The following is a 21,981-nucleotide window of genomic DNA, read 5'->3' on the forward strand; positions in this document are numbered from 1 at the left end:
TCAGTTACTTAGTCGGGGTAACCGAAGCGATTTTGTAGCCTTCAGACTGCTGGCTGAAGGTGAAGTCAACCGTTTCACCAGCTTTCACCACCGGCAATGCTCCCGCTTCAGGCAAGCTGAATGTCATGGTCATTGCTGGCCAGTTAAGGGCCGCGATAGGTTGATGGGCGATGGAAATGGAATCGTTGGTGACTTTCTTTACCACACCATGGCCGTGGTAAACCTCAGCGGCCATTGGCTGAGCCATCGACATTTCATGATTCATATCGTGAGAAGCGGCGTGAGCCACGGTAAAGAAAGTAGATACAGACAGCGCAATGGCTGTGAAGAAACGTGCAGAAATAGCAGACATAAAAATCTCCAGAACTAAAGTCAAAGGATGAAATCCGTAAGGGATGAACCAAGACAGTGCTGGAGTTATTCTCTAAAACGACAAAACCGTATTGTGGCCGGAGGGCCAGTTGCAGGCGGGGTTAATAAGGCAACCGAGGTAACCGTTTCGGTACATTCGGGGATCACTAAGGCCAGAGTGTCGGTGACCGGTAATGCGGCCAAAGCACTATAGCCGTTATCTTTTTGCATCACGTCCGGAATGCAGTGTTTATCACACAGCGTTCCCTTCGCTTTCACCATATCCCAATGGTTTTTCATCAGCATATGCTCGCTATGCTGAACGGAAAGGGATGGCGCACTAATTTCTACCGGGCAGTCATGCGATGCCACTGCGACCTGGCTGTTGACAAACAGCCAGCCAAACGCCAACAGCAGCATCAAAAGATGCTTTCTGAGGAAGCGTAAACGGCTTGTCGACCAGAAAGTGGATTGCAACTTGATTACCCCAAAATATACGAGGCGGCAGTATAAGCATTAGACCTTTTTATTTTAAAGAGATTTTTGGTTGCTTTACATTTAGATGGGTAATTAACAATTATGTAATATAATTTTAATTAAATAATCCTCATGTGATTATTAACAGAGCAATAAGCGATATAAATATATACCGCTAATCAATAAGTAAATGTCATAATTGCAAGGCTGCCGACAAAAGTGTCATAGCAGCAGAACGAAGCTTACTAAATTTGATGCTCATCAGAAATCTGCTCGAACGATTCAGGCAGATTGGCACCGTTTTCGCCGACGACTGCAAAGCGTCTTATTTTTTTATTTTCTGGCATGGCGTTGCGTTCAGGTACTACTCACCCGCTTCAATGGGTAAAGATGCCGAACGCGACAGGGGACTCAAATGCTAACTACTCTTGAATTACTTATTGGGGTTGTGGTTATTGTCGGTGTAGCTCGCTACATCATCAAGGGCTACTCCGCGACCGGCGTATTATTCGTCGGTGGTTTAACATTACTGATTATAAGTGCCCTGATGGGCCACAAGGTTTTACCTGGCAATGCCGAAAGCACCGGGTATACCGCAACCGATATTGTTGAATATGTCAAAATCCTGCTGATGAGCCGCGGTGGCGATCTCGGCATGATGATCATGATGCTGTGCGGTTTTGCAGCTTATATGACACATATCGGCGCCAACGACATGGTGGTTAAGCTTGCATCTAAGCCGCTGAAATTAATCAACTCACCCTATATTCTGATGATCGCCGCTTATTTCGTGGCTTGTCTTATGTCACTGGCGGTTTCATCTGCAACCGGCCTGGGTGTGTTGTTGATGGCAACGTTGTTCCCGGTTATGGTGAACGTGGGGATTAGTCGTGGTGCGGCGGCAGCAATTTGTGCTTCTCCTGCGGCAATCATCCTGTCTCCAACTTCTGGCGACGTAGTGCTGGCGGCAAAAGCTGCAGAAATGTCATTGGTTGATTTTGCCTTTAAAACCACCGTGCCAATTTCTATCGCTGCCATTATTGCCATGGCGATTGCCCACTTCTTCTGGCAGCGCTACCTGGATAAAAAAGAAAATGTCAGCCACGAAATGCTCGATGTCAGCGAAATCCAGACTACTGCACCTTCTTTCTATGCCATTCTGCCATTTACACCAATTATCGGCGTGCTGATTTTCGACGGCAAATGGGGTCCACAGCTGCATATCATCTCTATTTTGGTGATCTGTATTCTGATTGCCGCGGTGATTGAATTCTTCCGCAGCTTCAAAGCACAAACCGTTTTCTCCGGCCTTGAAGTCTGCTATCGCGGGATAGCTGATGCCTTCGCAAACGTGGTTATGCTGTTGGTTGCTGCGGGTGTATTTGCACAAGGCCTTAGCACTATCGGCTTTATCCAGAGCCTAATCTCAATTGCTACCTCGTTCGGTTCAGCAAGTATCATTCTGATGCTGGTGCTGGTCGTACTCACCATGCTGGCAGCAATGACTACCGGCTCCGGTAACGCACCGTTCTATGCCTTTGTCGAGATGATTCCTAAACTGGCTCACTCATCTGGTATCAACCCTGCATACCTGGCGATTCCGATGCTGCAAGCCTCCAACCTTGGACGCACCATTTCTCCGGTTTCCGGTGTGGTTGTTGCGGTTGCGGGTATGGCAAAAATCTCTCCATTCGAAGTGGTAAAACGTACGTCAGTACCCGTTGCTGTTGGTCTGATTGTCGTGATTATTGCCACCGAAATTCTGGTGCCGTCTGCAGCTATTCTGCCTTAATCTTTAGCTTTGCAATAAGCGCCTCATTGAGGCGCTTTTTTTATGTTTAAATAAAGTGACTTCTGGAAGCCCGAGCGAGAAAACGATGAAATTAATGTGGCAAAACACGCTAATCCTGACTTCCCTACTGGCCACCAGCCATCTGTCACAAGCGGAAGAACTCACCGCCAAACAGTATGCCGATTTCGACCGTTACGTGTTGGCTCTGTCCTGGCAAACCGGTTTTTGCCAGAGCATGCATGAGCGTAACCGCAACGAACCTGCCGAATGTAAAACGCAGCAAGAGCAAAATGACAAGCGCACTTTCTTAACCGTGCACGGCCTGTGGCCAGGTTTGCCAAAATCGGTTGCGGCGCGAGGCGTGGATGAAAAACGGTGGATGCGCTACGGCTGTTCAACCCGCCCGGTGCCGAACATGGCCGAAGCTCGCGGTTCGCAAAAATGCCAGGCGCCAGTACCTGCGCTATCAACAGATATCGCCAGCAAACTTGCGGGCGTCATGCCAGGGGCTGGAGGTCAGTCGTGCCTTGAACGCTATGAGTTCGCAAAACATGGCGTGTGTTTTGGTTTTAACCCCAATGCCTATTTCGGCACCATGGTTCGCCTGAACAATGAATTCAAACAAAGCGCTTTCGGTGATTTTTTGGCAACAAACTACGGCAAAGTCGTCACGCGAAAAGCGTTCAATAAAGCGTTGGAAAAGAGCTGGGGAAGTGATGCGGTGAAGGCGGTAAAACTGACCTGTAACGGTAACCCTGCATACCTGACGGAAATGCAAATCTCGCTGGCAGCGGCAAAAATTAATAGCCCGCTTAATGAAAGCTCGTTTGCCACACAAAGAAATCCAGACAACTGCGCGAAGCAGTTCCGCCTGGATGCTGTGGGTTACTGACGGTTAAGCAACGTGTGGTTGTTTAGCCGACTCATCTGCGACTGGCTTTCCATTATCTGGAGTCAGATCGCAGTTCTTTGGTAACGTCAGGGTTATCAGTGCCGCAATAACCAACGAACCAGCCAGGGCGCAGACTGCCATGTTCTGCCCGTAGAGATAAATCATCATCCCCACCAACCATGGGCCGCAGAAGCCCCCCAGGTTACCTAAACCGTTAATTACACCACGTGCCCCGCCGGCAACTTCTGGAGATGCAATTCGACCCGGAATCGACCAGAACGGACTAGTTGCAGCCTTCAGGAAGAACCCGCACACCACTAAAGCAATGTAGGCCGCAATAATGTTATGACGTAAAACTACCGATGCCAGCAACGCCGCGGCAAAGCACAACAGTGAAATCATCACCCACAGTCGGCGTTTACCTGTTTTATCGCTCAGCATTGAAATGACATAGATACCGATAATCGTCGCGACAAACGGCACTATAGCCAACAGCCCAACACCCGCCATATTCGCGCCGGTAAGATTTTTGAGGATGGTCGGCAGCCACAGCGTGTAGCCGTAATCACCGGTTTGGTAGAAAAAGTTAAGTGCCACCAGCTTCATTAGACTGCTGTTACGAAATACGTCGCGCAACGGTGCATTACTTACCGGCTGCTTCAGGCTTCGCGCTTGACGATCGCGTTCAAATTCCGCCAGCAGGTATTCACGCTCTGCAGCAGGTAACCAGCGAGCTTCCTGCGGACGGTCGCTAATCAGCCACCACCATACAGCCAACACCACAATCGACAGCAGGCCTTCGATGATAAACAGCCAGCGCCAGTCCAGACTCTGAATAATCGCACCCGAGATTGGCGCTGTTACCATACCGCCGATGGGAGCGAACATCATGACAAAAGCATTAGCACGCCCAATCTCACGGTCCGGGAACCAGTTGCTGATCATCGTCAGCACAACTGGCAGCATCCCCCCCTCGGCGACACCAAGCACAAACCGTAGAACTAAGACCTGATAGTGGTTGGTGACAAAACCTGTGGCGACAGAAACGATAGCCCACGCCACCAGCGACCAGGCGATAAACCGTTTACCACTACCGTTCACCGCCGCACGCCCACCGGGGATCTGCAAGAAAAGATAACCGATGAAAAATATCCCACTGGTGAGACCTGCCATTTGGCTGGTTATACCTAAATCAGCCTCCATTCCACCGGGAAGTGCGAAACTAATATTCACCCTATCCATAAAAGAAATAATACAGGCGATTAAAATAGGCGCGACCACGCGCCACCAGCGGGTGCCGGGGATTTTCTTTTCCATGGTATTTATCCGTGACAATAAAAGTCATTGCCCTTTTTAATAAAGGGCTCCGGGAATTAATTAATACGGTGCGGCAGAACCTTATGATTGAAATAAGCCTCAACGTTTTCAAATACGATATTACTCATACGCTGGCGTGTTTCATGTGTGGCGCTGGCAACATGCGGTTGTAATACCACATTCTCCATACAGATTAATTCAGCAGGTACATTAGGTTCATTCACAAAAACGTCCAGCCCAGCACCGGAAATATCACCATTTTGTAAGGCGGTAATTAAGTCCTGCTCACTGATAATACTGCCGCGAGCGATATTAATGACCAACGCATGTTTAGGCAGTGCCTCGAATACTTGTCGATTCACAATGCCGTGACTTGCCTTGCCACCCGATACCGCAACAATAAAGAAGTCACTATTGCGGGCAAGACTTAATACATCTTCACACCAGTGATACGGCAGCGAGCTATCCATTTCGCGATCGGTGTAATAAATTTCCATATCAAAGCCGATGGCACGACGGGCAATGGCACGGCCAATATTCCCCATCCCAAAAATGCCGATACGTTTACGGCTCACCTGGGTTGCCAATGCAGGGCTTTCCTGGAGCCAACGCCCTTCTCGTACAAAGCGGTCACCCTGGCAAAGCTGACGAGCGCTACTCAACAGCAAACCGAAAGCCAGGTCGGCGACATCATCAGTGAGCGCACCGGCAGTAATGGTCACCGCAATATCGCGACGGCGAGCATATTCAAGATCCACCGCATCAGTGCCGACACCAAAAATGGCAATCACACCGACCTGAGGCAGATTTTCCAGCACGGCGGTAGTCACGCCGATATCACCCCGCGTCACAACAGCACCAATTTGTGCGCCGTTGTCAGCAAGCCAGGCCGCAGCGTCAGACTGCTGGTAAAGGCGATGAACGGTGTAATGCCTGTCCAGCTGCTGCTGAAGTGCATCCATCACTGGAGCAATAAGTAATACGTGTTGGGTAGGTTGCGACATGGTTCCCCCGGTTAAGTCAGCTAAGTCAATATTTCTGCTTAACATCAAAGCCTTTTTAAGCGCAGGGTTTTGCGACGTAGGTCACGCCAATCCATGTTAGAAAACCGTGTTACCGTTAGCGTGATCGCTTCAGCATTTAAGCGACTAAAGCGTGCCGCCAAGAGATAAGCGATAGTGCAAATCGACTTGTTCAATTGTTGGTTGTTTATTGATTTTCTTCAATAAAATTTCCGTGGCGACTTTCCCTATCTCAAAGCGTGGCGTGACAACACTGGCAAGTTTTGGAACCGTAACCTGGCCGATTTCAAGGCCGTGAAAACCAGCAATTCCCATCTGTTCCGGCACACGAATGTTGGCAGCCAGGCATTCTTGTAACACGCCTGCGGCGAGATCGTCATTAGTACACAAAATACCGTCCATCTCCGGGTACATCTGGCGCGCCATCGCCATCATTCCTGTTCCTACGCTTACAGAAGAAACTTTATTTGGCATTAGCCGTCCGTCAGTCAAACCCGCGTCAGCCATGGCTTTGCAATACCCTTCATACCGCTTGATATCACGCACATCGGCCATCGAACCTAGATAGATAATCCGCTTCTTGCCGCTGGCAATCAGCATATTGGTCATATCAAATCCGGCCCGGAAGTTATCAAAGCCGACGTTAATGCGCCCGCTACCAGATACCAGGTCCATCACTTCAGCCACAGGGATTCCGGCAGCACTTAAATACTTCTCGGTCCGCAGCGTATGCACGGTTTCCGTCAGGATAAGTCCCGCAACGTTAAAACCCAGCACTGTGGTAATTTGTTCTTCTTCGCGCTCGCGGTCGTAATCGTAATTAACCACCAGCGTCTGGTAACCCATCGGCTTTGTTACGGATTCAATACCTGCCAGTAAATCGGCAAAAATCTGGTTATTAAAGGAGGGAATAATGACGCCGATTCGCGGCTGCATATTGCTCGCCAAGGCCCTGTTTTCAGGGTCAGGCATATAATTGACTTCCGCCATAACTTCAGCAATTCGGGCGGCAGTTTCCGGGGCGACTTTATCCGGCGTGCGCAAATAACGGCTGACGGTCATTTTTGTCACCCCCGCAAGGGCGGCAATGTCCTGCAATGTAATGCGCTGGTACTTCATCTGGTTTTCCTGATAACCCGCGGGAAAAGGATTATGCCTCGCATCCTTAACAAAAGAAAAGCTACCACACTTCACACTCCAGGTATCATGCGGGCGTAACACCTTTCGCAGTGATCTACTTCACAGTTTTGCCCGCTCTGAACCGCTTTGATAAGGGATATTAAATACGATGCAAAAATAACAGGAATTCACCATGACGAATTTGTTTACGCTCGACAACAAACGCGTGTTAATTACCGGCTCTGCACAAGGAATAGGCTTTTTATTAGCACAAGGTCTTGCTGAGCATGGCGCTGAAATTATCATCAATGATATTACTGCTGAACGCGCCGAACATGCGGCAATGAAATTACGTGACAGTGGTTATACCGCCTGGACTGCTGCATTTAATGTTACCGACCCGGAAGCGGTGGAAACTGCGATTGAAAATATCGAGCAAGAGATCGGGCCGATTGATGTATTAATTAATAATGCGGGCATCCAGCGCCGCCATCCATTTACTGAATTTCCGGTTAATGAATGGAACGATATTATTGCAGTAAATCAAACTGCCGTATTTTTAGTTTCACAGTCTGTTTCACGACGCATGGTAAAACGCCAGGCCGGGAAAATAATCAATATTTGCTCAATGCAGAGCGAACTGGGCCGCGACACAATTACACCATATGCCGCAGCAAAAGGAGCGGTGAAAATGTTGACCCGCGGTATGTGCGTGGAGCTGGCGCGCTACAACATCCAGGTTAACGGTATTGCACCGGGTTACTTCAAAACAGATATGACCAAAACGCTGGTCGACGACGAAGCTTTCACCCAGTGGCTATGCAAACGCACACCAGCGGCTCGCTGGGGCGATCCTGAGGAGTTGATTGGTGCTGCGGTGTTCCTGTCATCAAAAGCGTCCAACTTCGTGAATGGCCACCTGCTGTTTGTTGATGGCGGCATGCTGGTTGCGGTCTAAAGGGGGAAATATGATTATTGATAAACTTGAGAATGCCGCTCAAAACCCGGTGTACCCAACTGTGATTCGCCATGCGTTACAAGCAATTATCGCAAACCGTCCGCAGCAATTGGCCAACGGCAAATACCCGATTGAAGGCGAACTTATCTATTTCTCGGTGTTTGATGGCAAAACTAAACTGCTGGAAGAACAACGCCCCGAACTGCATGCCCGCTATATTGACGTACATATCGTACTGGAAGGCGAAGAGATAATCGGTGCCGCACCGGTGGATCAGCAGCAGCAACAAGACGGTGAGTTCGATGAGCAAAATGATATCGGGTTCTATAAAAACATGGGCTGTGAAACATTGATAAAACTACGACCGGGGGACCTGACGATTCTTTTCCCCGGCGAGCTTCATCGCCCTATGGCAACGCTAAATGAACCGGCTGCGCTGAGGAAAATTGTGGCGAAGATAGATATGAGTTTGATTAGCAAATAACAGCTGTTGAATTAAATACGGAAGACAAAAAACAATCAGTTCACTATTAGTTCCGGGTTTGCAGGCATATGCTTTGTTTATCAAATGCGGAGGTAATTATGAACACAACGAAACGTTTTTTAATGCAGTTAAAAGCCCAATTCGAACGTGAAGAAAAAGCGCATAAGCTGTTGGGTTTGATTTGGCTTTCACCCCAACAGCGCTATGAAATTTTAAAAGAGATTATGTTGCCGGTCGCGGTTAAATGAGTGGCTGAATGGCGGGTAATAGTCACTTACCCGCCTACAACAACTAACCTTTCAAAAACGCCAACAAATCAGCATTAACCCGGTCTTTCTCCGTAGTGCAAATACCGTGTGAGCCACCTTCATAAACTTTGAACGTCGCATCTGGCAGTGTTGCCGCTGTCACCTTACCGCAGGTTTCAAAGGGCACAATCTGATCGTCATCGCCATGAATAACCAGCGTCGGAATGGTCATTTTCTTCAGGTCTTCGCGCAAATCGGTTTCCGAGAACGCTTTGATACAGTCATACAACGCTTTGATGCCGCCCTGCATGCCCTGCTCAACAAAACTTTCTCTGACACCTTCTGAAATTTCAGCCCCCGAGCGGTTATAACCGTAGAACGGCAAAGTCAGCTCTTTGAAGAAGTCCGCGCGGTTCGCACGCACGCCTTCGCGGATACCATCGAACACATCAATAGGTACACCGTTTGGGTTGAAGTCCGTTTTGACCATGATCGGCGGAACGGCACTTATCAGCACCGCTTTTGCCACACGGCTGGTGCCATGGCGGCCAATATAACGCGCCACTTCCCCGCCGCCGGTTGAATGCCCAACGTGGACCGCATCCTTGAGATTGAGATGCGCGGTCAGTTCGGCAAGATCATCGGCGTACTGGTCCATGTTATTCCCATCCCAACTTTGCGATGAGCGCCCATGCCCTCGCCTGTCATGAGCAATAACCCGAAATCCCTTCTGCCCAAGGAAAAACATCTGGTCTTCAAACGCATCCGCCGTTAATGGCCAGCCGTGGCTGAATACTACCGGTTGCCCTTCTCCCCAATCCTTAAAGTAAAGAGAACTGCCGTCCTTTAACGTGAGTTTGTCGTAATGGCTCATGATATCTCCGGTTCAGGTGATGACCGCACAAGGCCTGAGTGAAACGTGCCTATAAAGAGTAATGCAAGTTTTGCCCATGGCAGGTTTATTTACGGTCAGCAATTAATCAATGCGGCTTATGGACGGTTTCTTTCGATAGTTTGAACTTGCTCTCAAAATGTTAATAAACATGGCGCACTCCATTCCCGAAGACGTCATGTTACCGATATCATGTTACCGGTATCAGAGAGCTGGTGAATTATGCTTAATGCATATCTTGCCTATTAATTCGGCGCAGAGGACAAACATATGACCGAAATAACAGCACATTACGGCGCAGGGACCCTACTTGGGATCGCAGCTTGTGCAGTCGTACTCCTACTTATTCTCATCATGCGCTTCAAAGTGCATGCATTCTTAGCATTAACTCTTGTGAGTGTTGTTGTTGCACTGGTCACCGGTGTGCCGTTCGATAAAATTGTCCCAACGATTTTGGGCGGTTTTGGGAGTACCCTGGCAGGCGTTGCCCTGCTGGTTGGCCTTGGTGCCATGATTGGTCGTTTACTTGAAATTTCTGGCGGTGCCAAAGTATTGGCTGACACACTGGTCGGGAAATTTGGTTCACACCGCGCACCACTGGCGCTTGGCGTTGCATCTTTGCTGTTTGGCTTCCCAATCTTCTTCGATGCGGGCCTGGTAGTAATGCTGCCAATTATTTTCAGCGTAGCAAAACAATTCGGTGGTTCCACGCTGAAATATGCGCTGCCTGCCGCGGGTGCATTCGCTGTGATGCACGCACTTTTGCCACCGCATCCGGGTCCGGTTGCTGCAAGTGAATTGCTGGGCGCGAACATTGGACTTCTGGTCATTGTTGGCCTGGTAATCGCGATTCCAACCTGGTATCTCGGTGCGTATCTGTTTGGCCTGTATGCTGGCAAGAAATTCGAAGTACCATTGCCTTCTTCTTTCCTCGGCAATGTAGAGGCTGATCCAAACCACCAGCCACCATCTTTTGGCACTGTTTTGTCGATTCTTCTGCTGCCATTGGTGCTGATTTTCCTTGATACTGGCCTGAACACAGCAACCGTGCTCGGTTGGGTAACTGCTGACAATACCGTGGTTCAGTTCCTGCGTATGTTGGGTAAAACCCCAATTGCATTACTGATAACGGTGTTCTTTGCTCTTGCTGTGTTTAGTGGTCGTCATAGCCGCCAGCACCTGGAAAAAGTGTGCGATGGCGCGCTTGGCCCAATCTGCGGCATCATTTTGGTGACCGGTGCGGGTGGTATGTTCGGTGGCGTTCTGCGTGCCAGCGGCATTGGTGATGCACTTGCGGGTATCTTGTCTGATACCGGTATGCCGGTAATTGTAGCCGCGTTTGTTATCTCTACCGCTCTGCGTGTGGCACAAGGTTCTGCGACCGTTGCTCTGACTACCACTGCGGCACTTATCTCGCCAATGGTTGCGGCAACTCCAGGCTTGAGCCAGTTCGATCTGTGCTTCATCGTGGTAGCAATTGCAGGTGGTGCGACTGTTCTGTCTCACGTTAACGACTCCGGTTTCTGGCTGGTTGGCCGTTTCCTGGAAATGGACGAGAAAACCACACTGAAAACCTGGACTGTGATGGAAACGCTGATTGGTACTATCGCTTTCCTGTTCGCATTAGTAGGTAGCATTATTCTCTAACTGCAGTTTGTGACTCAGGTCACTTTAAACTATACGTTAAGCTCAGTATTATCACTGCAGACCAAACCCTCACTCTTACCGGTGAGGGTTTTCTTTTGTAAGGTCCCCATCAGGCACATGAGTGCCTGTTTTTTTACACGGAGAGAAATATGTCCAGACCAGCCATTATCATTAATGAACTCGATGCCGAGCGTATTGACCGTTTGCTGGAGCAACCACAATTTGCTAACCAGCCGGTAGCTACAGTGCTGAACGCAGAACTGGACAGAGCAGAAATGTGTAAGCCTGAAGATATTCCGGCTGACGTCGTTACGATGAACAGCCGCGTAAAATTCCGCGATCTCTCCTCAAAAGAGGAGCATGTTCGCACGCTGGTTTACCCGGTAAACCTAACAGACAGCGACAATCAACTCTCAGTCATGGCGCCGGTTGGCGCAGCACTGCTGGGTTTGCGTGTTGGTGCGACAATTAATTGGACGTTACCGAACGGTAACCAGACGCATCTGGAAGTGCTGGAGTTGCAATACCAGCCGGAAGCCGCTGGCGAGTACCACCGTTAAATGATGTGTCCCCCTTTTCTTGAAGGGGGACAATAATTGTCAGGCCGATTCCCTTAGCACCAACTCTCCTGAAATAATAATCTTCTGAGCAGGCAGCGCCGGCTCTTTAATCTTATTCACAATCAATGTTGCCGCCTGTCGGCCTGCTTCTTCGCTGGATGCCGAAACATAGGTAAAGCGCGGTGAGGTGAGATTAATGTGCATCATGTCTTCGAAGCCAATTAACGAAACCTGCTGAGTCAAAAACACGTCTTTACCGACCGTGCGCCCAACCTGTTGGATACCATTGAGGCAGCCAATAATTGCTGATGGTGAATGGCAGAGCATTGCGGTGATTTTGCTGTTTTTCTCAAGCAATTGACGTGTTAAACGTGCAGCATTCTCGGTGTCGTTTTCACAAACTGGAGCCCACTCTTCGCGAAACGGCAAATTGTATTGAGCCAGTGCATTGCGATAGCCCAGCAAACGCTCTTCGCGCATCAAGTTCGATGCAGTTCCACCCAAATAGGCGATATTTCGGTGTCCACGGTCAAGCAAGTAACGCGTTGCCTGATTTCCGGCCTGGCGATTATCTCGACCAATGACATCCCGATGGCTGCTTACAGTCGATTCAGCGATGATGACTGTTGGCAACGGGCATTGTGCAATCAGCGCCGGAATAGAGGCTAAGCGGTGGTTAGCATCCAGATAAATAACACCCGCCACGCCTTGCTGCGAAAAAGATGTTAAACACTGTTGAAGCTGTTGATCATCGTCCTGCGGGTGACCCAGAAAAACCATATAGCCTTGTTTTTCCAGATAATGGACGACGCTTGCCATAACGTTTACACAAAAGGAGTCATTGAAATCACGGATAACCAGGCCGATAAGATTTGAGGTGCTGGAACGCAGGTTCGCCGCCGCAACGTTATGGACGTAGCCAAGCTGTTTGATCGCAGCGTTAACCTTTTCAATAGTTGCCTCAGAGATCTTACCTTTTTGGCGCAGCACCAATGACACGGTGGAGACAGAAACTCCCGCCAGTTGGGCTACATCAATAATATTGACCTTTTTCATCCCGTTCCTTTGCACCAAATATCCTTGTTATCAATACCATAAAGCCCCCAGTAAACATACCGGGGGCTAACTATTTTGCATCTCTTTCCCCTATAGCATTCAAGTTGCAGGAAGGCGGCAAAAGAACTTAGCCCCAGGAACTTACTTGAGTAAGTGACTGGGGTAAGTGAATGCAGCCAACGCATCTGCAGCTTGAAGGATGACGGGGAAAGTTATTTACCAATCATTGTGGACATCGTCTGTGCGATAAATTGAGCTCGTGCGCCAAATATCACCTGAATGCCCGAGTCGCCAACAAACACTACGCCGCGCGCGCCGAGACTATTGAGACCGTCTTTGTCTACACGGTCGCTTTTTTCCACTTCCAGACGCAGACGCGTAATACATGAACCAACAGAATTAATGTTCTCTGCACCACCCAGCAAGCCGATAATATCGCCAGCAAGTTCAGTGTCAGTTTTATCATTAGCGTTGGCAGTAATATCAGCGCGACCCGGTGTTTTCACATCGAAACGACGAATAACAAAACGGAAAGTGAAGTAATAAATCAGCGCCATCGGTATACCGACAATCACAGCCGACAAGAAGTTAGTCTGATAACCGTTGAACGACGGCAAAATGCCGAAGGAAATATAGTCAATCATCCCCGCCGAGAAAGACTTGGCGATATGCGCATGCAGCAGGTACATACACATGTAAGACAGACCAGCCATAATTGCGTTGAATACATACAGGATTGGCGCAACAAAGATAAAGGTAAATTCAACCGGTTCAGTAATGCCTGTCAGGAAACAGGTCAATGCCGCAGAGAACAGAATACCGGAGGCAATTTTCTTATTTTTGGTGTTCGCTTCGTGGTACATCGCCAGACATGCCGCAGGCAGTGCAAAAAGCATCAGTGGGAATTCACCCTGCATGAATTTGCCTGCATTATGGTAGCTGTCGCTGCTAAAGGATTTCACACCTTCTTCTAGCATCTTGAACCAGATTGTCTGGTCACCGTGGATAACCTGGCCTGCTGTAGTCGTGTACTCACCAAATGAATACCAGAATGACGGATACCAGATGTGGTGTAGTCCCAACGGAATTAACGCACGTTCAACCAGGCCGAAGATAAAGGTTGAAAGCGCCTGATTATCACCATTCACAATAACCGACAGCGCATCAATTCCCGACTGGATATATGACCAAATCCATGGCAATGCCATCCCGAGCAGGAAGGATAAAAACGCGGTAGCAATGGCAACAAAGCGTTTACCCGAGAAGAAACCAAGGAATTCAGGGAGCTGCATGGTGTGGAATTTGTTATAGCACCACGCGGCCAGAATGCCGGAAATCAGGCCACCAAACACCCCCATCTGCAAGGTGGGAATACCGACCACCATGGCATATTTGCCGCCCGCCGCCGCCATTTCTGGCGTGATATGCATCACCGTGCCAATCGTGACGTTAATAATAAAGACTGATACCGCCGCCGACAGTGCAGCAATCCCCGATTCAGCAGCCAAACCCACAGCCGAGCCAATCGCAAACAGCATCGGCAGGTTGTCGAAAATCACCCCACCCGCATTCATCATTAACGGCAAATGGAATTTATCGCCGAAGGCCAGTAACAAGCCTGCCGCCGGCAACAAAGAGATAGGCAGCATTAATGCGCGGCCTATCATCGACAATTTAGATAACGATTTTGTAACACTTGATAGCAAACTCATAAACAATCCCCCGGTGTTGACGCCGCCTACGCGTTTTTGGTTTTACGCGTTTTTATGCTTGGTAGAACGTTCTAGTAGAACGTTCTACTTATACTGACGAAACGTTTTTTGCCCGGCAACTAAAATATGCGTTGTAGCCATACTGTTATCGAATATTTGAAGTTGAGCAGGTTTTGACCTGCAATTTATGGGGACTTATTGGAAGTGAATAGATGTTGTAAGGCAGATAAGCTCGCGTCATCCACCAAAAAACATGATGCCGTTAGCGCAAATTCTTACGTACAACAAACAGCAAGAACGCCATCAGCAAGCCCGGCAACCAAACCCATTGTAGCTCAGACCAAATTACCGCCTGACCACGGGGTTCGAGGTAGCGAGAGAGCTGAAAAGGTGCGACACGAATCACCTGCCATGGCGCAAAAAATCGTTCATCTGACCACGGCCATAGCCAGCCAACACCCTTGCCGCCGGTCGTAACCGAGTCCAACAGGCTATGCGAAAGCAGAGACACAGTCAGGAATAACCAGACGCGAACAAAACCTGCGCGGAACCAACGATAGCCAAATAGACACAGTAGCGGCACCACAAATGCAAACAGCAAAGAGTGCGTGAACCCACGGTGACCAAAAGCATTGCCATACGCCACGCCAAATTTAAACGCCAGTACATCGGCATCCGGCAACATCGCCAGAATGATCCCGCCCAATAGCAGACGTGGAGGAATAATTTTTTTGCCAAGCCCTAATCCTAAACAAATGGGTACCGCAGCGTGAGTGATGATAGTTGGCATAGAAGGCGTTGTCTGGTGAGTGGAAACAGCAGAATAGCTCAGGATAAACAAAAAGAAACCAGGCTAAACATCCGAAACTGGTCGCAGCTTCCCTTCTACCTGCCAGTGCGAAAGGGAATGTTTCACCGTGATAATTTATGGCTTCGAGAGCAGGGTCTTCACACTAGAATCTGCCAATCGACATCTCATATCTGCCGCTATAAAATCTGTAAACGTAGACATTTGTCGACTTTTCATCTAAAAGTTCTGCGGTTGGCATTAGACAAATCCCGCTAACTAATAATAATGGCTGAATGTTAAAGAGCGGCAACTCAGCTAGCCGCCAGGCATTTCGCCACGTATAAACACAACCGCACACCCTCTTGGAGAATTTATGCAATCCTCGGTTAACAACAACGAGAGCCGAACCTTCTTCGGTCATCCTTACCCGTTAGGCTCACTGTTCTTTACTGAGATGTGGGAGCGATTCTCGTTTTACGGGATCCGTCCCTTACTCATTTTGTTTATGGCAGCAACGGTTTACGACGGCGGTATGGGGCTTGCGCGTGAAAGCGCATCGGCAATCGTCGGTATCTTTGCTGGTTGTATGTATCTGGCGGCGCTGCCTGGTGGGTGGCTTGCTGATAACTGGTTGGGGCAGCAGAGAGCAGTTTGGTATGGCTCGATTCTCATTGCCCTCGGTCATCTGTCGATTGCGCTTTCCGCATTCATGGGTAACAACCTGTTCTTCATCGGCCTGATGTTTATCGTTCTTGGCTCTGGCCTGTTTAAGACATGCATCTCAGTCATGGTCGGAACGCTGTATAAAAAAGGCGATGCGCGCCGTGACGGCGGTTTCTCGCTGTTCTATATGGGCATCAACATGGGTTCGTTTATTGCCCCCCTGATCTCCGGGTGGCTGATAAAAACTCACGGCTGGCACTGGGGCTTTGGTATTGGCGGTATCGGAATGCTAGTTGCGCTGGTTATCTTCCGTGTGTTCGCCGTTCCGGCCATGAAACGCTACGACAGTGAAGTGGGCCTGGATTCAACCTGGAACAACCCGGTGTCTAAGAAAAACGGTGTCGGTGGCTGGTTGCTGGCACTGGCGGTGGGCGTGGCCGTTATCGTGACGCTGATTGCAAAAGGTGTGATCGTCATTAACCCTGTTGCAGTTGCCAGTGTGCTGGTATACGTGATTGCAGCGTCGGTAGCGCTCTATTTTATCTATCTGTTCATGTTCGCGGGACTTAACCGCAAAGAGCGCGCCAGGCTGCTGGTTTGCTTTATTCTGCTGGTTTCTGCGGCCTTCTTCTGGTCTGCGTTTGAGCAAAAACCCACTTCGTTCAACCTGTTTGCGAATGACTACACCGACCGCATGATCGGCGATTTTGAGATCCCTGCAGTGTGGTTCCAGTCAATCAATGCGCTGTTTATCATTTTACTGGCACCGGTGTTTAGCTGGGCATGGCCGCGCCTTGCACGTAATAACATCCGCCCAAGTAGTATCACCAAGTTTATCATCGGTATTTTATGCGCCGCTGCGGGCTTTGGTTTGATGATGCTGGCAGCACAAAACGTTCTGAACAGCGGCGGTGCTGGTGTGTCTCCACTTTGGCTGGTGGGAAGCATCCTGATGCTGACACTCGGCGAGCTGTGCCTGAGTCCAATTGGACTTGCGACCATGACGCTGCTGGCTCCAGAAAGAATGCGTGGCCAGATGATGGGACTGTGGTTCTGCGCCAGCGCGCTGGGTAACCTTGCGGCAGGCCTGATTGGCGGTCACGTGAAAGCCGACCAGTTGGATATGCTGCCTGACCTATTCGCGCGTTGTTCGATTGCGTTACTGATCTGTGCGGCTGTACTGTTCGTGCTGATTATTCCGGTACGCAAAATGCTGGAAAATGCTCAGGTGAAGACAGAACAAAAACCAGTGAGCAATGCCTGAGTCATATCGTCACCCGCAATGAGGCCGGTCTGATGGCAGGCCTCATTCTTTGAGCAGGTCCGGAAATATTTATAGAATTGCAGAAAATTAATTCAGAAGGGAAACCCTCGCTGGAAAGCGAGGGTTAAACGGGAAGTTTAAGCTTCGACCGTAATGCTCAGTGTTTCAAAAACCACTGTCTGACCCGCAACGATTTTGCAGCGTTTGCGGGTTTCTACTTCGCCGTCTACTTTCACCAGCCCTTCTGCAATCACCGCTTTCGCCTGTGCGCCGCTTTCACACCAGCCTTCCAGCTTCAGCAGATCGCATAATTCAACGTGTGGGTGTTTACCTAATGAGAAGGTCGCCATTTTATTCTCCATGGACATCATGATATTCCTCGCAAGCCTGCAAGGTATTCTGGATAAGAGTGGCGACGGTCATTGGGCCAACGCCACCCGGAACCGGCGTAATATACGAGGCTTTGGCAGCGGCTTCATCATAATTTACGTCACCGACCACTTTACCGCTCTCCAGACGGTTAATACCCACGTCCACCACAATCGCCCCTTCCTTGATCCACTCGCCGGGAATAAAGCCTGGTTTGCCCACCGCGACGATGACCAGATCGGCGTTCTCAACGTGTTGACGTAAGTTTTTGGTGAAGCGGTGTGTGACGGTTGTGGTGCAACCGGCCAACAGCAGCTCCATGCTCATCGGACGGCCAACAATGTTGGATGCGCCAATCACTACCGCGTTCAAACCGTAGGTGTCGATATTGTAGCGCTCAAGCAATGTCACGATACCACGCGGCGTACAAGGGCGCAGACGCGGCGAACGCTGGCACAGGCGACCTATGTTGTAAGGATGGAAACCATCAACATCTTTATCTGGGTCAATACGCTCCAGAACTTTCACGTTATCGATACCTGCGGGCAGCGGTAACTGCACCAGGATACCGTCAATTTCTTTATCTGCGTTGAGCGTATCAATCAGCTCCAGCAGCTCTGCTTCAGAAGTCGTGTCAGGCAAATCATACGAGCGGGAAATAAAGCCCACTTCTTCACATGCCTTACGTTTACTTCCAACATAAATTTGCGAAGCAGGATTCTCGCCAACCAGAACAACCGCAAGTCCTGGAGCACGTTTTCCAGCGGCAATTCGGGCTTTCACTTTTTCAGCAACTTCAAGCCGTACCTGCTGCGCAATCGTTTTACCGTCAATAATCTTTGCTGCCATCAGTCAGATGATTCCGTCTGTAATCGAAAAGGGAGGGGATTGTTTCTATTTTGTCAGAAGCGCGGCTCGCTGTCAGGCATTGTTAAGCCTTTATGCTCAATTGTCGCGCAGGCAGTTCAAAAGCCATTGACTCGTAAGGTACTGACCGTATAATCCGAATCCGCAATGCTTCCGAAAGGAATACAGTGCGCCCTTAGCTCAGTTGGATAGAGCAACGGCCTTCTAAGCCGTAGGTCACAGGTTCGAGCCCTGTAGGGCGTACCATTTAAAATCAATGAGTTAAGCAAAACCCCTCACTAAAAACCACGCATCCAAATAGTTTATGTAACGGCTGGTGTAAGTAAATTTTCTCAACACCCATCAACGCTAATGTGGATTAGCCAGCATCCCCGGATAGTGCTTCGCCACGATATCATTCATCTTTTCAGTCAGATTGCCCCGCTTAAAAGTGATGTGCGCCGTTCCCTTCTGGAAGTAACGGATACTGAAGAAATCATCTTCGTAAACATCCTTCGACGGGTTGTCCCGAATATGCTCCATCAATCGAGTAGTAACATCGCCACGGTTGTCGGGTATCGGTTTACCATCCAGCAGAAATAGCATTCGCTCCAGATCCGCCAGTTGATCCCGCCGTCAGCCCCAGTTCAGACTAAATCCCCAGCGATTATGACTTACCAGATTATTGATGATGATCTTCTTACCGAAGCTGCAGGGACTATTGGTTTTGTAATCCCACGACAGCCCTTTAAAGACATTGATAATGCCACGCTCAAATACATCCATTTTGTTCCAATGTAGCTCCTCAAAAGTACTGAGGATATTCGCCTCGCTGATGGCAGGCAGATCCCCCTCCTCCAGGTTCTTATACCACTGGTCGCGGGCCTGAGCATCCATCAAGGCCATCATGCCAGACTTCAACATCAAGTCTCGCCAGATACTACGGTCAATATTGCGGGTGATGGCAGGCAGCGCTTTATCTACCTTTTCGGTCATCCAGCTATCGTAACGGTGCCCCGCTTTCATCGCCCAGTCTTGCGCTGTACCACCGCCAATTTCTGAAGTTAGCCGTGAAATGGCATCAAGCTGCTCAATGAGTTGTTCAATCTGTTTAAGTGCGGAATCGCGGCCAGTGACCACACGTTCAATATTGGTCGAAAGGATGAGTTCGTTGTGATCTGTTAACACGTCGGGTTCTGTTTGCATTGTTAACCGTCCATTAAAGCAAACACGCCTGCCGGGAGTGGCAGACGCATTATGCGATAAATAAAAAGGGTGGAAAGTGCAGAGGTAAAAATCAGGAATGAGGTTCGAAGAATTTAAGTATTTATTAATCCGGTAGCTCGCCTTGCTCTGAGAATATCGGTAGCGGTCAGGAATGGCGTCTGCTCCTGCCACGTAAACCCCTTGCGATCAGTGCGTACCAGTTCATAACGTTCCACCAGGAAATTCACCGCATCAGCAAGCGTGATACCCGCCTCGATATGTTCCTCGATGGCCGCATCATCATGGAATGGTGTGTCGTTGAGCGTCAGGCCGTAATGGTGCTCCAGCAGATACGTTAACAATTGCTGCCAGACCTGCACGGGCGACAGGCGTGACAAAACCGGCACCGTGACCGGTACAGTTGAGGTTTGCATGAGTTGAGTCTCTTAATAAAGGAGGAAAAGGTTTGAAGAATTACGATGCAGGGATAAAGCTAAAAATCAGTCTTTAACCTGTTTTGAGGGATAAATTGCGATATATACATACCCATGACTACCCAACGTATCGGCTTCACAGGTCAACCCATTACGGTACAGCGTGACGCAGTGCGCGTACCGGGGATTCAGTTCACAGGAGAGCAGCATCAGCTCCAGATGTGCGACAAAATGAGGGAAGGCTTCATCCAGTTGTAGGGCCTGTACCTCACTGAACATACCGGTGAATCCTGCCCGGTCCGCCAGAAAATGCAGACGATGGCCTTCCTGCACCAGCCGTGCTCCAAAACACGGTGTGATATCTCGTTTAAGCCCCCAGGTTTGGGTAGCGTCTTTGTTCATAATTTTATTCCTGTTAAAGAAGACCATGTTCGGCGAATGAGAATATTTGCTTGCCGCCGACAATCAGGTGGTCAGGCACCCGGATCTCCACCAGCATCAACGCCTGTACCAGTCGTTGGGTGATGGCTTTGTCTGCCTGGCTCGGAGCAACCTCCCCTGAGGGGTGGTTATGGGCAAATATCACTGCTGCCGCGTTAAAGTACAGGGAGCGTTTCACCACCTCGCGGGGATGAACTTCAGTGTGACTGATGGTGCCGGTAAAAAGCGTTTCGTGGGCAAGCAGTTGGTTCTGGTTATTGAGATACAGCACGACAAACTCTTCGCGCTCAAGGGTTCCCATCTTCAGCCTGAGCCAGTCGCGAGCAGCCTGCGTGGAAGTAAACGCCACACCCGGTTCGCGCAGGTGCTGGTCAAGCAGACTCAGGGCTCGTTTGATGGTGCGCAGTGAGGTCAATGGCAGTTCCGGTGTAAAGAGAGTCAGTTGTTTCCCCATGACAAAACTCCTTAATCAATGATGGCAAGAATGGCATGGGATTCGGGATGATTCAGGGCGTAGTCGCGCAGGCGGTAGTAATGCTCTGTCATGCCATCGCACTCCGTGCGACAGGCGTGGTGGCTGTACTCAATCAAACACACAGCAATGCCTGCGGCTTCGTCGCTCATTTCCGCATTGTTGCCATTCATGTTGTTAAACAATGTCCATTTCTCATCATTCTCAGCTTCGGGTGCCATAAATGCACCACCATTGCTGAGTGTATGGAAATGCCAGATGCCACCGCTGTAGTCTTCACAGAAGCGGTCCATCCAGCCAAAGATACGGGTCTCGATAAAAATCCACTGTGGGATACGCCCGAAGTGCAGCGGCCAGAAATCCAGGCGCTGTTCATCGAGTACCAGGCTGGCCGTAATGAGGGTAGACATGTGTGAATCACTCATCAGCGAGTGGGCTGTATCAGTTTGTGTGGTCATGGTGTTGCTCCGTAATAGAAAAGCCAGTCGCTAAGGGCTGGCGTGATGTAGTTGATAAAAATCGGGATAAAGCGGGTGAGTCTGAAGAGAGAAAACGTTGTTGCGATTGAATGCAAAAGGCCCCTGCTGCGAGAACAACAGGGGCCTGGCGTGGTTATGTGATGCCCCGTAAATGGGGCAGATGCGTTATCAGAACGCGACTTTCGGCGTTGCCTGAACGTTGTAGCCAGCAGCACTGTTACCGCTGATGCTACGGGGACTCACCGAGTGTCGCGTACGCTGCTCGCCGCAGAATGTGCAGCATTCTTTACAGGCCATACATCGCTGACGGGCGAAACTTAGCCCTGAAACAGGGCGTTGCAGAGTGATGATTTACCCGCACCTGTTTTGCCCTAGACACCGATAACCGGTTCGTAGTTTGTAAGCTGACGTATTCGCTGCATGAGCTGCTCTGAGGCCCATTGCGGTAATTACGTAAGTGAGTTCTGCAGAGACTGCAACACCTCCTGAT

At 49.5% G+C, this 21,981-nt stretch carries 23 protein-coding genes, 1 tRNA gene and 2 pseudogenes; 9 read left to right on the top strand and 17 right to left on the bottom strand.

The features are described from left to right. Nucleotides 1–4 precede the first annotated feature (4 nt). A complete protein-coding gene (locus AC0IXI_RS17580) occupies nucleotides 5–352 on the bottom strand; it encodes a copper-binding protein (RefSeq protein WP_471682845.1) in 348 nt (115 codons plus the stop codon). Nucleotides 353–417: 65 nt separating this feature from the next. Further along, the gene (locus tag AC0IXI_RS17585; RefSeq protein ID WP_243839595.1) at nucleotides 418–828 is read right to left on the bottom strand and encodes a DUF2946 domain-containing protein; all 411 of its coding nucleotides are present in this window, start codon (nucleotides 826–828) and stop codon (nucleotides 418–420) included. Nucleotides 829–1,243: 415 nt separating this feature from the next. On the opposite strand from AC0IXI_RS17585, the gene dcuC reads away from it, so the two are divergent. Together dcuC and rna are read left to right on the top strand one after the other, a co-directional pair. Continuing rightward, nucleotides 1,244–2,620, top strand: coding sequence for an anaerobic C4-dicarboxylate transporter DcuC (gene dcuC / locus AC0IXI_RS17590; RefSeq protein ID WP_471682846.1), 1,377 nt, complete (start codon nucleotides 1,244–1,246; stop codon nucleotides 2,618–2,620). A gap of 94 nt (nucleotides 2,621–2,714) precedes the next feature. After that, nucleotides 2,715–3,512 carry a ribonuclease I gene (gene rna / locus AC0IXI_RS17595; RefSeq protein WP_471683245.1) on the top strand — a complete coding sequence of 266 codons (798 nt, stop codon included), beginning with the start codon at nucleotides 2,715–2,717 and terminating at the stop codon, nucleotides 3,510–3,512. Between the two features lie 3 nt (nucleotides 3,513–3,515). On the opposite strand, the gene AC0IXI_RS17600 is transcribed toward rna, so the two are convergent. The 3 genes from AC0IXI_RS17600 to AC0IXI_RS17610 all read right to left on the bottom strand — a co-directional run bounded on the left by AC0IXI_RS17600 (nucleotide 3,516) and on the right by AC0IXI_RS17610 (nucleotide 6,970). Further along, nucleotides 3,516–4,829, bottom strand: a complete 1,314-nt coding sequence (locus AC0IXI_RS17600) for an MFS transporter (RefSeq protein ID WP_064516995.1) — start codon at nucleotides 4,827–4,829, stop codon at nucleotides 3,516–3,518. Nucleotides 4,830–4,885: 56 nt separating this feature from the next. Further along, nucleotides 4,886–5,833: a 2-hydroxyacid dehydrogenase gene (locus AC0IXI_RS17605; RefSeq protein ID WP_471682847.1), complete on the bottom strand. Its 948-nt coding sequence runs from the start codon at nucleotides 5,831–5,833 to the stop codon at nucleotides 4,886–4,888. 144 nt (nucleotides 5,834–5,977) lie between these two features. Next, nucleotides 5,978–6,970, bottom strand: coding sequence for a LacI family DNA-binding transcriptional regulator (locus AC0IXI_RS17610; protein ID WP_471682848.1), 993 nt, complete (start codon nucleotides 6,968–6,970; stop codon nucleotides 5,978–5,980). A gap of 193 nt (nucleotides 6,971–7,163) precedes the next feature. On the opposite strand from AC0IXI_RS17610, the gene idnO reads away from it, so the two are divergent. The 3 genes from idnO (at nucleotide 7,164) to AC0IXI_RS17625 (ending at nucleotide 8,660) form a co-directional block, all read left to right on the top strand. Next, nucleotides 7,164–7,928: a gluconate 5-dehydrogenase gene (idnO, locus tag AC0IXI_RS17615; protein ID WP_151992910.1), complete on the top strand. Its 765-nt coding sequence runs from the start codon at nucleotides 7,164–7,166 to the stop codon at nucleotides 7,926–7,928. Nucleotides 7,929–7,938: 10 nt separating this feature from the next. Further along, nucleotides 7,939–8,412 (top strand): NanQ anomerase/TabA/YiaL family protein, encoded by a 474-nt coding sequence (locus tag AC0IXI_RS17620; RefSeq protein WP_064516987.1) that lies wholly within the window; start codon nucleotides 7,939–7,941, stop codon nucleotides 8,410–8,412. A gap of 98 nt (nucleotides 8,413–8,510) precedes the next feature. Continuing rightward, a complete protein-coding gene (locus AC0IXI_RS17625) occupies nucleotides 8,511–8,660 on the top strand; it encodes a hypothetical protein (protein WP_166671955.1) in 150 nt (49 codons plus the stop codon). Between the two features lie 43 nt (nucleotides 8,661–8,703). Here the strand turns inward: AC0IXI_RS17625 and AC0IXI_RS17630 are convergent, their stop codons facing one another. Beyond that, nucleotides 8,704–9,534 carry an alpha/beta fold hydrolase gene (locus AC0IXI_RS17630; RefSeq protein WP_134183813.1) on the bottom strand — a complete coding sequence of 277 codons (831 nt, stop codon included), beginning with the start codon at nucleotides 9,532–9,534 and terminating at the stop codon, nucleotides 8,704–8,706. A 288-nt stretch (nucleotides 9,535–9,822) separates the two neighbouring features. Between AC0IXI_RS17630 and AC0IXI_RS17635 the strand changes: the two genes are divergently transcribed. Continuing rightward, nucleotides 9,823–11,199, top strand: a complete 1,377-nt coding sequence (locus tag AC0IXI_RS17635) for a GntP family permease (RefSeq protein ID WP_064516983.1) — start codon at nucleotides 9,823–9,825, stop codon at nucleotides 11,197–11,199. A 149-nt stretch (nucleotides 11,200–11,348) separates the two neighbouring features. Continuing rightward, nucleotides 11,349–11,759 carry a nucleoside diphosphate kinase regulator gene (rnk, locus tag AC0IXI_RS17640; RefSeq protein WP_064516981.1) on the top strand — a complete coding sequence of 137 codons (411 nt, stop codon included), beginning with the start codon at nucleotides 11,349–11,351 and terminating at the stop codon, nucleotides 11,757–11,759. 39 nt (nucleotides 11,760–11,798) lie between these two features. Here rnk and malI read toward each other — a convergent pair whose 3' ends face one another. From malI to AC0IXI_RS17655, 3 genes are all read right to left on the bottom strand, one after another. Beyond that, nucleotides 11,799–12,815: a Mal regulon transcriptional regulator MalI gene (gene malI / locus AC0IXI_RS17645; RefSeq protein WP_134183817.1), complete on the bottom strand. Its 1,017-nt coding sequence runs from the start codon at nucleotides 12,813–12,815 to the stop codon at nucleotides 11,799–11,801. Between the two features lie 212 nt (nucleotides 12,816–13,027). After that, a complete protein-coding gene (locus AC0IXI_RS17650) occupies nucleotides 13,028–14,527 on the bottom strand; it encodes a PTS transporter subunit EIIC (protein ID WP_413497999.1) in 1,500 nt (499 codons plus the stop codon). Nucleotides 14,528–14,789: 262 nt separating this feature from the next. After that, nucleotides 14,790–15,317: a metal-dependent hydrolase gene (locus AC0IXI_RS17655; protein WP_064516975.1), complete on the bottom strand. Its 528-nt coding sequence runs from the start codon at nucleotides 15,315–15,317 to the stop codon at nucleotides 14,790–14,792. A 373-nt stretch (nucleotides 15,318–15,690) separates the two neighbouring features. Between AC0IXI_RS17655 and AC0IXI_RS17660 the strand changes: the two genes are divergently transcribed. Beyond that, nucleotides 15,691–17,244, top strand: coding sequence for a peptide MFS transporter (locus tag AC0IXI_RS17660; RefSeq protein WP_471682849.1), 1,554 nt, complete (start codon nucleotides 15,691–15,693; stop codon nucleotides 17,242–17,244). A gap of 137 nt (nucleotides 17,245–17,381) precedes the next feature. Here the strand turns inward: AC0IXI_RS17660 and ybcJ are convergent, their stop codons facing one another. Together ybcJ and folD are read right to left on the bottom strand one after the other, a co-directional pair. After that, a complete protein-coding gene (ybcJ, locus tag AC0IXI_RS17665) occupies nucleotides 17,382–17,594 on the bottom strand; it encodes a ribosome-associated protein YbcJ (protein WP_064516971.1) in 213 nt (70 codons plus the stop codon). A 1-nt stretch (nucleotide 17,595) separates the two neighbouring features. After that, nucleotides 17,596–18,462, bottom strand: a complete 867-nt coding sequence (folD, locus tag AC0IXI_RS17670; RefSeq protein WP_064516969.1) for a bifunctional methylenetetrahydrofolate dehydrogenase/methenyltetrahydrofolate cyclohydrolase FolD — start codon at nucleotides 18,460–18,462, stop codon at nucleotides 17,596–17,598. 187 nt (nucleotides 18,463–18,649) lie between these two features. On the opposite strand from folD, the gene AC0IXI_RS17675 reads away from it, so the two are divergent. Beyond that, nucleotides 18,650–18,726 (top strand) — tRNA-Arg (locus AC0IXI_RS17675). Between the two features lie 102 nt (nucleotides 18,727–18,828). Here AC0IXI_RS17675 and AC0IXI_RS17680 read toward each other — a convergent pair. From AC0IXI_RS17680 to AC0IXI_RS17705, 6 genes and pseudogenes are all read right to left on the bottom strand, one after another. After that, a pseudogene (locus AC0IXI_RS17680) lies at nucleotides 18,829–19,665 on the bottom strand (DUF4942 domain-containing protein). 113 nt (nucleotides 19,666–19,778) lie between these two features. After that, entirely contained in the window at nucleotides 19,779–20,099 is a 321-nt protein-coding gene (locus AC0IXI_RS17685; protein WP_471682850.1) for a TA system toxin CbtA family protein, read from the bottom strand. A 66-nt stretch (nucleotides 20,100–20,165) separates the two neighbouring features. Further along, nucleotides 20,166–20,501, bottom strand: coding sequence for a type IV toxin-antitoxin system YeeU family antitoxin (locus AC0IXI_RS17690; protein ID WP_471682851.1), 336 nt, complete (start codon nucleotides 20,499–20,501; stop codon nucleotides 20,166–20,168). 13 nt (nucleotides 20,502–20,514) lie between these two features. After that, nucleotides 20,515–20,994 carry a RadC family protein gene (gene radC / locus AC0IXI_RS17695; RefSeq protein ID WP_471682852.1) on the bottom strand — a complete coding sequence of 160 codons (480 nt, stop codon included), beginning with the start codon at nucleotides 20,992–20,994 and terminating at the stop codon, nucleotides 20,515–20,517. Between the two features lie 11 nt (nucleotides 20,995–21,005). Next, complete coding sequence (locus tag AC0IXI_RS17700) at nucleotides 21,006–21,470, bottom strand: antirestriction protein (RefSeq protein WP_471682853.1); 465 nt, start codon at nucleotides 21,468–21,470, stop codon at nucleotides 21,006–21,008. A gap of 341 nt (nucleotides 21,471–21,811) precedes the next feature. Continuing rightward, nucleotides 21,812–21,901, bottom strand: a pseudogene (locus tag AC0IXI_RS17705) (GTPase family protein); the annotation flags it as partial. Nucleotides 21,902–21,981 lie beyond the last annotated feature (80 nt).

The sequence above is a fragment of the Buttiauxella sp. AC038 genome, assembly GCF_979253565.1.

Coding starts and splice junctions, on each gene's coding strand:
- malI (WP_134183817.1), bottom strand. CDS start 12,815: ATGAAAAAGGTCAATATTATTGATGTAGCCCAACTGGCGGGAGTTTCT.
- rna (WP_471683245.1), top strand. CDS start 2,715: ATGTGGCAAAACACGCTAATCCTGACTTCCCTACTGGCCACCAGCCAT.
- AC0IXI_RS17690 (WP_471682851.1), bottom strand. CDS start 20,501: ATGAACAAAGACGCTACCCAAACCTGGGGGCTTAAACGAGATATCACA.
- AC0IXI_RS17610 (WP_471682848.1), bottom strand. CDS start 6,970: ATGAAGTACCAGCGCATTACATTGCAGGACATTGCCGCCCTTGCGGGG.
- AC0IXI_RS17605 (WP_471682847.1), bottom strand. CDS start 5,833: ATGTCGCAACCTACCCAACACGTATTACTTATTGCTCCAGTGATGGAT.
- dcuC (WP_471682846.1), top strand. CDS start 1,244: ATGCTAACTACTCTTGAATTACTTATTGGGGTTGTGGTTATTGTCGGT.
- AC0IXI_RS17635 (WP_064516983.1), top strand. CDS start 9,823: ATGACCGAAATAACAGCACATTACGGCGCAGGGACCCTACTTGGGATC.
- AC0IXI_RS17600 (WP_064516995.1), bottom strand. CDS start 4,829: ATGGAAAAGAAAATCCCCGGCACCCGCTGGTGGCGCGTGGTCGCGCCT.
- AC0IXI_RS17630 (WP_134183813.1), bottom strand. CDS start 9,534: ATGAGCCATTACGACAAACTCACGTTAAAGGACGGCAGTTCTCTTTAC.
- rnk (WP_064516981.1), top strand. CDS start 11,349: ATGTCCAGACCAGCCATTATCATTAATGAACTCGATGCCGAGCGTATT.
- idnO (WP_151992910.1), top strand. CDS start 7,164: ATGACGAATTTGTTTACGCTCGACAACAAACGCGTGTTAATTACCGGC.
- ybcJ (WP_064516971.1), bottom strand. CDS start 17,594: ATGGCGACCTTCTCATTAGGTAAACACCCACACGTTGAATTATGCGAT.
- radC (WP_471682852.1), bottom strand. CDS start 20,994: ATGGGGAAACAACTGACTCTCTTTACACCGGAACTGCCATTGACCTCA.
- AC0IXI_RS17580 (WP_471682845.1), bottom strand. CDS start 352: ATGTCTGCTATTTCTGCACGTTTCTTCACAGCCATTGCGCTGTCTGTA.
- AC0IXI_RS17700 (WP_471682853.1), bottom strand. CDS start 21,470: ATGACCACACAAACTGATACAGCCCACTCGCTGATGAGTGATTCACAC.
- folD (WP_064516969.1), bottom strand. CDS start 18,462: ATGGCAGCAAAGATTATTGACGGTAAAACGATTGCGCAGCAGGTACGG.
- AC0IXI_RS17655 (WP_064516975.1), bottom strand. CDS start 15,317: ATGCCAACTATCATCACTCACGCTGCGGTACCCATTTGTTTAGGATTA.
- AC0IXI_RS17685 (WP_471682850.1), bottom strand. CDS start 20,099: ATGCAAACCTCAACTGTACCGGTCACGGTGCCGGTTTTGTCACGCCTG.
- AC0IXI_RS17625 (WP_166671955.1), top strand. CDS start 8,511: ATGAACACAACGAAACGTTTTTTAATGCAGTTAAAAGCCCAATTCGAA.
- AC0IXI_RS17660 (WP_471682849.1), top strand. CDS start 15,691: ATGCAATCCTCGGTTAACAACAACGAGAGCCGAACCTTCTTCGGTCAT.
- AC0IXI_RS17650 (WP_413497999.1), bottom strand. CDS start 14,527: ATGAGTTTGCTATCAAGTGTTACAAAATCGTTATCTAAATTGTCGATG.
- AC0IXI_RS17620 (WP_064516987.1), top strand. CDS start 7,939: ATGATTATTGATAAACTTGAGAATGCCGCTCAAAACCCGGTGTACCCA.